The 10,357-nt window shown below is 45.3% G+C and carries 13 protein-coding genes; 2 read left to right on the forward strand and 11 right to left on the reverse strand.

Features of this window, described 5'->3' with window-relative positions; translation table 11 throughout:
- Positions 1–145: 145 nt before the first annotated feature.
- The 11 genes from LZD49_RS12550 to LZD49_RS12595 form a co-directional block, all read right to left on the reverse strand.
- Positions 146–334, reverse strand: a complete 189-nt coding sequence (locus LZD49_RS12550; protein ID WP_234667707.1) for a hypothetical protein — start codon at positions 332–334, stop codon at positions 146–148.
- A gap of 24 nt (positions 335–358) precedes the next feature.
- Positions 359–607 (reverse strand): hypothetical protein, encoded by a 249-nt coding sequence (locus tag LZD49_RS12555; protein ID WP_234667709.1) that lies wholly within the window; start codon positions 605–607, stop codon positions 359–361.
- A gap of 39 nt (positions 608–646) precedes the next feature.
- A complete protein-coding gene (locus tag LZD49_RS12560; protein WP_234667712.1) occupies positions 647–871 on the reverse strand; it encodes a hypothetical protein in 225 nt (74 codons plus the stop codon).
- 83 nt (positions 872–954) lie between these two features.
- Positions 955–1,713 (reverse strand): hypothetical protein, encoded by a 759-nt coding sequence (locus tag LZD49_RS12565; RefSeq protein WP_234667713.1) that lies wholly within the window; start codon positions 1,711–1,713, stop codon positions 955–957.
- 323 nt (positions 1,714–2,036) lie between these two features.
- Entirely contained in the window at positions 2,037–2,165 is a 129-nt protein-coding gene (locus tag LZD49_RS35540) for a hypothetical protein (RefSeq protein WP_255720996.1), read from the reverse strand.
- The gene (locus tag LZD49_RS12570) at positions 2,162–2,458 is read right to left on the reverse strand and encodes a hypothetical protein (RefSeq protein WP_234667715.1); all 297 of its coding nucleotides are present in this window, start codon (positions 2,456–2,458) and stop codon (positions 2,162–2,164) included. The genes LZD49_RS35540 and LZD49_RS12570 overlap by 4 nt, the downstream gene beginning before the upstream one ends.
- A gap of 132 nt (positions 2,459–2,590) precedes the next feature.
- Positions 2,591–5,668, reverse strand: a complete 3,078-nt coding sequence (locus tag LZD49_RS12575) for a hypothetical protein (RefSeq protein ID WP_234667718.1) — start codon at positions 5,666–5,668, stop codon at positions 2,591–2,593.
- 118 nt (positions 5,669–5,786) lie between these two features.
- The gene (locus LZD49_RS12580; RefSeq protein WP_234667720.1) at positions 5,787–6,149 is read right to left on the reverse strand and encodes a hypothetical protein; all 363 of its coding nucleotides are present in this window, start codon (positions 6,147–6,149) and stop codon (positions 5,787–5,789) included.
- Positions 6,150–6,427: 278 nt separating this feature from the next.
- A complete protein-coding gene (locus LZD49_RS12585) occupies positions 6,428–6,760 on the reverse strand; it encodes a hypothetical protein (RefSeq protein ID WP_234667722.1) in 333 nt (110 codons plus the stop codon).
- A gap of 323 nt (positions 6,761–7,083) precedes the next feature.
- Positions 7,084–7,422 carry a hypothetical protein gene (locus LZD49_RS12590; RefSeq protein ID WP_234667725.1) on the reverse strand — a complete coding sequence of 113 codons (339 nt, stop codon included), beginning with the start codon at positions 7,420–7,422 and terminating at the stop codon, positions 7,084–7,086.
- Positions 7,419–7,667, reverse strand: a complete 249-nt coding sequence (locus LZD49_RS12595; RefSeq protein ID WP_234667727.1) for a hypothetical protein — start codon at positions 7,665–7,667, stop codon at positions 7,419–7,421. The genes LZD49_RS12590 and LZD49_RS12595 overlap by 4 nt, the downstream gene beginning before the upstream one ends.
- Before the next feature lie 306 nt (positions 7,668–7,973).
- Here LZD49_RS12595 and LZD49_RS12600 point away from each other — a divergent pair, with 306 nt between their 5' ends.
- Together LZD49_RS12600 and LZD49_RS12605 are read left to right on the forward strand one after the other, a co-directional pair.
- Entirely contained in the window at positions 7,974–8,411 is a 438-nt protein-coding gene (locus LZD49_RS12600; protein ID WP_234667729.1) for a hypothetical protein, read from the forward strand.
- A gap of 342 nt (positions 8,412–8,753) precedes the next feature.
- Positions 8,754–9,974 carry a site-specific integrase gene (locus tag LZD49_RS12605; protein WP_234667731.1) on the forward strand — a complete coding sequence of 407 codons (1,221 nt, stop codon included), beginning with the start codon at positions 8,754–8,756 and terminating at the stop codon, positions 9,972–9,974.
- Positions 9,975–10,357 lie beyond the last annotated feature (383 nt).

Raw genomic sequence — 10,357 nt, forward strand, 5'->3', positions numbered from 1 at the left:
CGCGGTTCCATACGACCGGAGTAGTTGCACATCATGCAGTATGGATTCCAACCTTTATACCTAATATGCTTTTCCCGAAGGTATTCAGGCATCTTTTTCATATCGTCAATACAATCCATAGGGTCCGAAGCTGTTAAAGTCATTATTAGAAATCGGTAGTTTTTTCTATCCTCACTTCTGCGCTTTGGTAATCAGAAATGTATTCCTGCCAGCGTTTCAGCTTCTTAATTTGCTTGGTGTCACTAATCAGTTTCAACTGGATTTCTGACAAGATTTTTTGGATATCCTCGCAATCCCACGCAACGGGAATTTCAATTTTGACTTTGAATGACATAGGGGTTCGACTCAGTTAAGGTGGCTAATCGGCAATAAATTCGCCCTTCATCGCGCCATGTACGGCAAGGAAGTAGGCGTCCATGTATTCTTCTTCCGAACTGGGTTCGGTATCTGCATGGACAGAGTCGGCCGCAAATGAGGGCTTAACCTGCGGGCGACCTGATCCGGGAACAATCACTTGAAACAGGAGCCAGCTTTTCATTACCGGCTGGCGGATTTCGAAAATGGTATCACCATCGATATTGTATTTAACATGTTCTGATGTTGTCATGGGTTCGAATCGTTTAAGGTTGATATTGTGGATTTGGATCTACCAAATCGTTCCGGCCGGAAAGGTCGGCTCCACAGGACGGGCACCATCGTTCGATTCCTGTTCCTTTACATTCCTCACACGGATACATATCCGTCCCTGGAAGTGAGAAATTTTCTTCGCTATCGTCGTGCCATCCGTCCTCACACCAATTTGTGCAGGTCCGAGACCTGGTTCCTTCGTGTCCGCATTCCGGGCAAATGAAATCTTCAATGTCGTAATCATCCATAGAGGTTCGACTCTGTTTAGGTTTCTAACCAAAAACGGGTAGAAAGGGGAGGTCGTCCCCTACTACCCTCATTTAGTGATTAATTACAATTTGTCGCGCAGCTCAAGACGGCTGAACCGTAATTCGTCACAGTGACGCCAGTATCGGTACATAATTTGATCGTAGACGACGCTGTAAGTGAATATTGTAAGTTAGAACTCGTAAGCACTTTGATTCGGCCCGTTCCAGTCACTTTATTGGCTGCGTCGGTGGTAATATGAGCCGCGATAAGATACCCACAATTTTCGAAAATCAGACTTCCAGGGCCGTGCAGAGTCAGTTGACCCCAATAAGGAGGCGAAAGGGGAACTACTTGGCCTACTTCACTAGTCCCGCGTTCGTAATATTTCCCCCCGTTGATAGTTAAACTAGCGGCCTTATGCGTGCCATTATTATAAATGTTCGCGCCAAAGTTGACTATCATTTGAACCTCTAGATAGCCATTATTTGTGATGTTAACAGACGCAGGAACGGTTTCGGGCGAGCTAACCTTAACGTTTGCACCGCTAGGGATGGTAATCGAGGCGGCAGTTCCTGGCGTATTTGAGTGTACCACGCTGTTGATTGTAGTGGTACCGGCTGAATATGAAAGGTGACCACCATTCCCGATATCAATCACATCGTACGCCCCAGCAGGCAGGGTAACAGCGGAAGTAATGTAGGTCGTCGTAGCTGTCCGCGCACTCCTATGATCACCTGCTGACCCGGAATCAAGCACATCGGACGAAGCATCCTTACAAGCAAAAAATGACGCGGCTGAAAGGAACAGAATAGCAGAAACTTTGAACGCAATTTTCATAAAAACTAAAAATTAAATTGAACAATTGGTTAAAAAAGAAATCGATAAATCCAAGTTTGGGGCATAGAAAGCCCAGGCGGTCCACGAATGGATCTGGCATTAAGTGCGAATTTCAAAGGTTGTTTATTTGAGAGGTGTAAGGCCTTCCAGGCTTCCAAAGCCATAGCCGGCGTGGCATTTATCGCAGTCCTTGACGTCTAGCGTTAAGGATCTTCGGGTGGATTTGACAGTTTTTTTGACAATGCCGTGGCCACAGTGCCGGCACTGAAAACGCTGAATTTGAGTTGCCATTTTGATGAAAAATAAGGTGAAGAAAAAGCTGTTTACTTCTTTCGTAATATGCCTATAATGGCCAGCAAGCCAGCATAAATGAGGCAAAGCAGGACGCAAGCCAGTTCCGGATTTTTTTGGATCCAGATCAGAAAGAACTGGAAATCGGTTTGAGGAATCATTGGTTACTGAGTTGGTTAAATCGCTTTAATTGGACTTCTGGATCACCCGATAACTGAGTTGCGTCTCCGAAATATTTCATCTTCCCTGTTTCGATATAGCTGGCCACCTCCTTGTATGGCCGTGTTACCAGCTCAAACGGGCTGATCACCAGGATCTCGACTTCCACGCAGACCAGGCTCGGACCAAAGCCTTCAAAAGCGCGCCGGTGGATAAACAGCATTCGTCCTTTTTTGTCAACCCAAAGGGTTTTTTCGCGCAGCATGCACACATCGGAAGTAGTTTTATTGCTCATGATGTTTACGGATTAGGTCTTTGCTGTGAGGGAATTCATCCACCTCGTGTGATCCAGGTTTCCCCTGGATTCACATCGAGATTGGCAGAATCATGCACACCCATAACGGTTAGTATTATACGGTGATAACTTTTAAAAGCTCATTGTGTCATCGTCACCATCATCGTCGTCATCCCGACCAATATTGAATTCGCGATCTGGGTATTTGACATCCAACGCATCGGGAGGGGCTGCTGCCGGGTTCGTTCGGAAATAAATACACTCCTGCTTTTTGTTGTCGATATCCCTGATGATCCGGCCCTGACTGTTCACCAGGTCAGCAGGGTTTAAATCGAAGCCGTGGTACTGCGCATACTTCGTCAGATACTCGGTAAACTTTTGAGTGCTCAAATCCCGGATACCTTCACTACGCATGTATTCATCTTTCGCGTAGGCCTTACAAACGGCAACATTCAACCGGTCGCTATCCGGAGAGAAATAACTTTCAGCCCATTCAAAGAACCGGTTGCCCATCGAGCTGAGCAGGTTTCGTTTCTGGATATTATTCATTGGGGGTTTGATTTTAACCGGGCAACTCAAATAGAAGGCCAGACACTGAGCGAAAAAATTAAAGAACCGATTCCAGTCGTCTGGCGTGAAGTCGTAGAACAGACGGCGATCGCTGAAATCATCCGACGGTTGCCGGGTCTCACGATAAGCGCCATTATTTTCATGATAGTAGTCCGAGAAACTAGTCACTAACTTCCTGCGCTGAGTCGACTCTGAGAAATCCCTGTCACCAAAATTGCTGTCAAACCAAAATTTGGGGCTATCGTCGAACGGGATTGAATAGGATTGGGCGTTTTTCGGGTTGGGGTTCATCGCGCCCGTGATATCGCCATAGAAGTAACCAAAATCCAAATGTTCATAGCAGTCGTCAATGGTGATCATGTCGGTTAGCTTCGTGACCTTGTCATAGATGTGCGGGTTTTTGGTCAGGTTAGGATTTCTACCAGAAAAGGAAACCGAACTTTTCCAGATATACATAAGCGCCTTCCCTGTCAATGACTTTCCAGACCCGCCGTTACTTTTCGCCCCGTCGCCCATGCCCTCTGATAGCTTGTTATCCATTGCCCATACCGCCCAGGATTTAGCGGGATCCTTGTATCGGTGCAACATATAACCGATAGTGTAGATCCGGTTGATTAAATGTAGCTTCTGCTCTGTTCGTTCTATGTCAGTAAGCAGCTGGCCAGCTATTTGGAAGCGGTTCGCTTCCTTGTAATCGTCCTGCTCCTTCTCGCTGCGCGTTTTAAAAAACAACTCTTCTTCCTCCTTGGTAAGACCAAACTCTGCCACATATTCCTGACGTTTTTTGGGGCTTGAATGAGTCATCCAAAGTTCCTGCCTGTATTCGAGCTCCTTGCGCCAGTGAACCCTTGCTGTATTGATCATGAACCGGAAAAACATACACTCATTGTTAAGCACATTGATATCGAAACTTCCGTCCTCTTTCCGGGTGATATCGAACATCTTGTCCAGCTTTTTCACTTTCGTTTTCTGGTTATCCTTTGTCGGGTAACTGATCAGCTTATCCTCCCACACAAACTTGTTGGCCACCGGCCCATTAGATTCCTCAATTCCTGCTGCGGTTACCTTAAATGTGGTATTAGGAAAGAACATGTACTGGAAATCCGGCCCATAGCTTTTAAAATCCGGATCGATTAACGGCAGGTTCGAAAGGTTAGAAATGCTAAGCTGGTTGGTAGTAAACATAGCATTGAGCAGGTCCTGTGTAATCGAGTCGTCAATCAGCCAGCGCTCATTCAGGAAATTGTGGAGAAACCCTTTGATTTCCTGAGCGTCGATTTTCCTAACAGTGCTGCCTTCTACCTGTACGTAAAAATAACCTTCCTTGTCCCGCTCCGACTTGTACCGGGCAAACCCATTTCGGGCAAGAAAATTATAGGCCTGAACGTGGTTGAATTTGTACTGGATCAGCGGCCGGCCAAACTTGAATTTCTTTTTACCATCGTCATCATATTGAAATTCCTGATCCCAGAAACGGTATGGCAATGCCGTCTTTAACAACTGATCAAAATCGCGCTTGGAATGCGTTTTCAGGTAGTCCCGGAGATCTTTGGATGTCGCCTTCCCGGATTTATCAATCCTGAGTATTTTTTCTGGAAGCCAGATTGTAAGCAAATTCAAATACTTCGTCGCCAACTTGTGCCCGGTTTCTCTTCCCGTTTTGTCGATATCCGGCAGGTTATAGATTCTCTCACTGATTTTCAGTATCGCCGACATATCTTCTCCTGACAGGCTTTCGGATTCCGAATTCAACCAAATGACCCGATATCCAAGACACGCAACATTTATACCATCCGATCCACCTGAGCATGCAATGATTTCTGGAAGTTTAACCTGGACGTTCTCAATGTCCTTAGCCACTTGCTCCGGAGACGGAGTAAACTCCTCGCTGGCATCGGCAGCTTCTTTATTAAGCTTCTCCTTTTTTGCCTCTTTAATAAAATCCTGGTGCTGCTTGAGGCCGTGCACAAAATGAGCAGGCTTTTTGCCAACATACCGGAACCGTTTGTCATGTTGAGCTTTCGGCCGATATATCTTGCCGAAATCCCCTTCATCAAAATAAAAAATCGGATAGTCATCAGTACTGTAAGTGGTTAAGTGTTTTCCTTCGCGTACTGTGGAATAATGAGAAAGGCTTTTAAGATGATACAGAGCGAATATTTGCCCCGCTTTTTCCTTCCTGGTCTCTTCATTGTTACCCAGCGCATGCCAGGCGCTATCGATTAAGATGGTCCGGATCTCTGCAACCGTCAGCTCTTTGGGCACCACGGCGATCGCACCCTCCTGTTCTTCGGGTAGCGCTGCGCGTTCTTCATATTTGGCTTTTGGTTGGAAATTTTGGGTTTCATCCTGGTAGTTATAGAACTCGGCTACCGCGCGGATTGCCTGCCCATAATCGACATTGAGTTCAAGCATAGCTACTTGAATCGCATTGCGCCACTTGCTGTCGAGTCCGAAATCAGTCACACCCCATTCGCCGCTATCCATCCTTTTGAGGCTGGCGCTGGCGGTTTTCTCTTCCCTGGTCTTAAATTTTCGAAGTGTGTTCTGAAAGCTCTGTCGAGCGTCCGGATAATGTTGGAGGATGTAACGTTCCCCACCATCTTCGGCAAAAAGGCGGTCTAAATCTACTCTGGCCATGGCACTAAATTTTTCCCCGACCCGTCCGCTCTCTGGGCCAGCAAAGCCGGCCTGAGAGGCACGTAAACCCTCAATACTCTATTATTAGAGCGCGGACGGGAACGGGGAAGTGAGTGGGTTATCTGATAGATGAAAAAAGGAGTTGTATTTGGGTTGAAAGCTCGTAGGCTTCAAGAGCTGGATAGTCGGGAACGGATGCCTCCTTGTCGTGAAGCTTCATCCGGTCGGACAGTATCCCGCAGTAATTGCTATTGTATTCTCGCATAAGCCGCTTTTCTGGTTCGGTAAATTCCAATGTCACCGCTTCGCCGCCGCGTACAACATTTTTGGCGCGTTCAATTTTTAATGCGAGGGACTTATGGGTATTGGATTTGTGTCTGATGAACACGGCAGCCATTTGCACAACCACGTTGGCAAATCTGACTTGTGTGAAGTCCAGCACAACACTTTTAGTACGAAAGTTGAAATCAAAAAAGCTCATGGGAAGGGTCGTTTTCTACTGAGGGAAGTTCGGGGTTCGGGTAGTTTGGGTTTACGATCAACGATCGGTGCTTTCTTAATGTCCCATAGCATCCAGCAGGACATGGCCAGCATAAGTATTGTAGCTACCAGGGATACAATTTCAAGGATTTTCATTCGCTGGCCGGAGAATAGTGTAACAGATCAAGCAGAAGAGTGCAAAAATTAAAACCCCGACTATTGTAGCCTTGGGCTCGTGAACGGCGCGCTGAATTGACGATTCGGTTAGGATCATGGTGATCATGGCTCGCGAGTTGGGTCTATGGTGAAAAATTCCTTTAACTCGCCCGAGGTTGACTGATATTCTTCGGCGATGTCCTGAAACATAAACCGGTCAACCTGGTTGAACAGTTTATTGATTGCGGCATTCCCTTCGCGTTCGGGCATGCCGGCGATCGTATCAATCACTAGGGCCAGCATCTTGCCGCATGCATGCATAAATGTGCGCTTCATTTCCTTGTAGCGGTCCGCCGGCATAGTCGCCCGGTCGATCCCCATTTGAACCAGGTAAGTGTGGAATTTCTCTTCCAGGTCAAATGGGTTGGCCTCGGTCTGGGTAGTTGTGTCGAGCATAGCTATAATTGGTTTGATTGGTATTTGTTGCTTCTTGTCATCCACGAATGATCACAATCGATTAATTTCAGGTGTTTTTAACCCCTTTATAGTTGACATATATGTTGTTATTTGTTGATCAAGTCCAGCCTTACGGCGGTGGATTTACTCGGGACTTTCGGAGAGTTGAGTTTAATCTGTTGACGTTGGCTTCAAGTGTTAGCGAACTCGCAGCGAAAGCAAAACCTAATGCCCACCCTCTCGCGTTTTTTCTTGCTGGTAAATACATTGTAGCCTGTCAACTGTTTCAGGATCTCACCAGCGGCCAAATGCTAATAATTCCGTCAGATATGACCATTGAGGACAATCCGGATCCATATCTTGAAGCGTTTAAAGCAGATCCCAAACGACTGATACATATTCAGCGACTTCAAGAAAAAGCTGCGTCCCTCCCGGAGGATCACTTCGGCATATATGATATATCCGATGATCAGCTTCTTTTTGAATTCATGTATTCTCGGAAATAATTGACGGGCATTACCCTTTGCGCGCACACCCTCATGGAATTTGTGAAAGGGTAAATAATGCGAGCAATCACTGATAACCAGCACATCTGGTTTTTGGCTGCATTCGAGCTGAATTACGCCTGCATTTGTAGAGCACTTTCCTTCATCCCGCCTCATAACGCTTCTGCTTTAAGATTTGGGTGATTGAACAGGTGTGCGGTATCGGGAAGCTCGTTTACAATAATGTCGCGGACAAACGCGGGCACTTTGTGGGCTTCTGCCGAAGACAACAGACGCTTCCATTGGTTTTCCGTAAACCCTGCGTCTTTAAGCTCAGACTTAATTTTTGAACGGCGCCAGGTCGGAAGGGCGGCTAACGCGGCTCCCAACGCTTCTCTCTTGATATTTGTATCGGGCTTCATGAATCTATTAGTGGATGATTGAAAAACCTTCTTTGATTATTTATCCACTTCAAAGGTACCTGAAGAATACTGGCATTGTCAACACTTTGCCAGTATATTTTTTTCTCATTGACTTTAATAATTTGATTGTCAGAATTTTAAATAAAAAATATATGCTGGACAAAAATTATACATGCAACACTAAAGATGAAAAAAAGGTCTAAATGGCTTGAAAAAATGTTCAACGGTTTGATTTTTGTACAGATATGGATCATATTTGCACATCCATAGTTGAAAAAGAATCCTGACATTGTAAACAATACTGTTATGACAAAATCCAGAATGCCCATTGGGGCGGTGATAAAAGAGATCATCAAGGAGAAGCGAATTCCGATGAAGGAAATTATGGCAAAGACCTCCCTCTCAAGAACAGGCATCTACGCGAACTATTCTAAAACCGAGATGGCAGATGCCGAAATACAGAAATGGGCGAAAGCTCTCGGAGTAACTAAGGAAGAGATGTTAAAGCGCCGGTCGCTATCCGATGCCGATTCTGGGGATAACTCCAACTACCTAATGGAGCACCTTGCCGGACTTGAAGAACAATTCAAAGCTTTCAAGGAGCAATTGCAGGTGAAGGATATGCAGATCGCTAGTTTACAGCGGATGCTTGAAATGACCTTGGGAAAGTCTGAGGGCGTAATCAAATTGAAGACCACTCTTGTAAGAGATATGTATCCAGAAGCGGGCGCTCTGGAAGCATAAGATTACGGAGTCGATTGCGTCGCCGTTATGAAAGTTCATAACATGGTCAGTACTAGCTTTTAATGAAAATGGTTTCTAGTACCTCTCTCTCTGCAGGACATGATGTCAAAACATTCAAAAACCCCGTTTAAACGCTTTAAACGGGGTTTTTGCGTTTTTCGGGCTTATCAAAAAATGCAAGAATTCCCAATGAAAATGTAGGGTATCGTGGAAGTTGTCAATCTGAAAAAAAACTTCCATAGCACTCAAATTAACTGGCTGATCAAAAGATGTTTACGTGCTAAACATCTTTACTTTCAAGTGTAACAATTCGATTTTTGTTCATCTTAAACATTTTTTACTATGTTGGAAACAAGCTTCGGGTTGATTTTCTTTTTGAAAAAGCCCAAACCAGAATTAGCGGATGGAATGCGGTATCTGTACTGCCGGGTCACCGTCAACGGCGTTCCCAAGGACATCTCTACAAAACGCATCTGGCATCCGTCGAAGTGGAGCGTCGCCGCTGGCCGGGCGACAGGAAACAAGGAAGACACTAAGACATTAAATGCCTACCTCGATACACTGACCTCCAAGATTTACGAGGCAAAACGGTCCCTTATTGAGGCGAATAAAGAGGTAACTTCGGAAGCGATCAAGAATATTCTTCTCGGCAGAACCGAAGGAGAGAAAACTATCATGCCCATCTTTCGCGAGCACAACGATCAAATCGCTGCTTTAATCGGAGCTGATTTCGCACCTGGTACATTGGAGCGGTATGAGACTTGCATGAAACACACACGTGACTTCATCAAATGGAAATACCAGACAGACGACATTGAAATCAGGAAGCTGGACTACGAATTCATATCACAATATGAATTTTGGCTTAAAGCAGTTAAGAAGATCAGCCATAACACTACGATGAAGTATTTGGCGAACTTTAAGAAGATCGTTCTTCTGTGTGTCAAAAGAGGATGGCTCCTACGTGATCCGTTCTATGCTTTCAAATTTTCGAAGCGAGAGGTCGATCGGCAAGCATTGACTGAAGCCGAGTTGAAAAAAGTTTGGGACAAGGATTTGGGTGACGGTCGGCTTGGTCTTGTTAAGGATATCTTTCTTTTCTGCTGCTACACGGGACTTGCCTATGCGGATATCTACAAATTGAAGCGAACGGAAATTGCAGAAGGAATTGATGGCGGAAAGTGGATCACAACTAAGCGACAGAAGACGGACACTCCATCCCGAATCCCTATTCTACCGATGGCGCTGGAAATTATGGAAAAGTATGAGAATCATCCGCAATGTGAGAATGAGAACAGGGTGCTGCCGGTGCTCTCCAATCAGAAGATGAATTCCTACTTGAAGGAGATTGCGGATTTGTGTGGTATCATGAAGAATATCACGTTTCACTTGGCTCGACATACATTTGCGACCACGGTGACTTTGACTAATGGGGTGCCAATTGAGAGTGTTTCTAAAATGCTGGGGCATCGGAATATCAAGACCACTCAGCAGTATGCTAAGATTGTGGATAGGAAGATTAGTGATGATATGGCGAAGTTGAAGGAGATATTGTCAAAATAGCTGATTTCGAGTCGGGCAACAGAAATTAAAATCCTGTGGGCCGAAACGCCCTTACGGGTTCGATTCCCGGCCCCGTTACCGATTATGAGGGAGTTACGAGTAATCGCAGCTCCTTTTTCTTTTCTTAGATTAGATTGCCAGCGCCAAACTGCCTTTGCCGGATCGATTGGAATATTTCATAGAGGAAACTGCTCGCATGGATTCGATCAAGGCGGCAAAAATCAAGAACAACTAGGTTTTTCTAACATTAATGACCGTCTATGAACGGGCAAAGGCGATCAAATTAACTGTGATGGTTCATAACATTCGCTACAATTGCAGTCATTTCTGATCCTTCAAAAAGTCACATTTGGCTCATCGATTAGTTCCAGAAAGTCGTTACA

Origin of the sequence: Dyadobacter sp. CY261 (assembly GCF_021440085.1) — a bacterium.
Lineage (GTDB): Bacteria > Bacteroidota > Bacteroidia > Cytophagales > Spirosomataceae > Dyadobacter.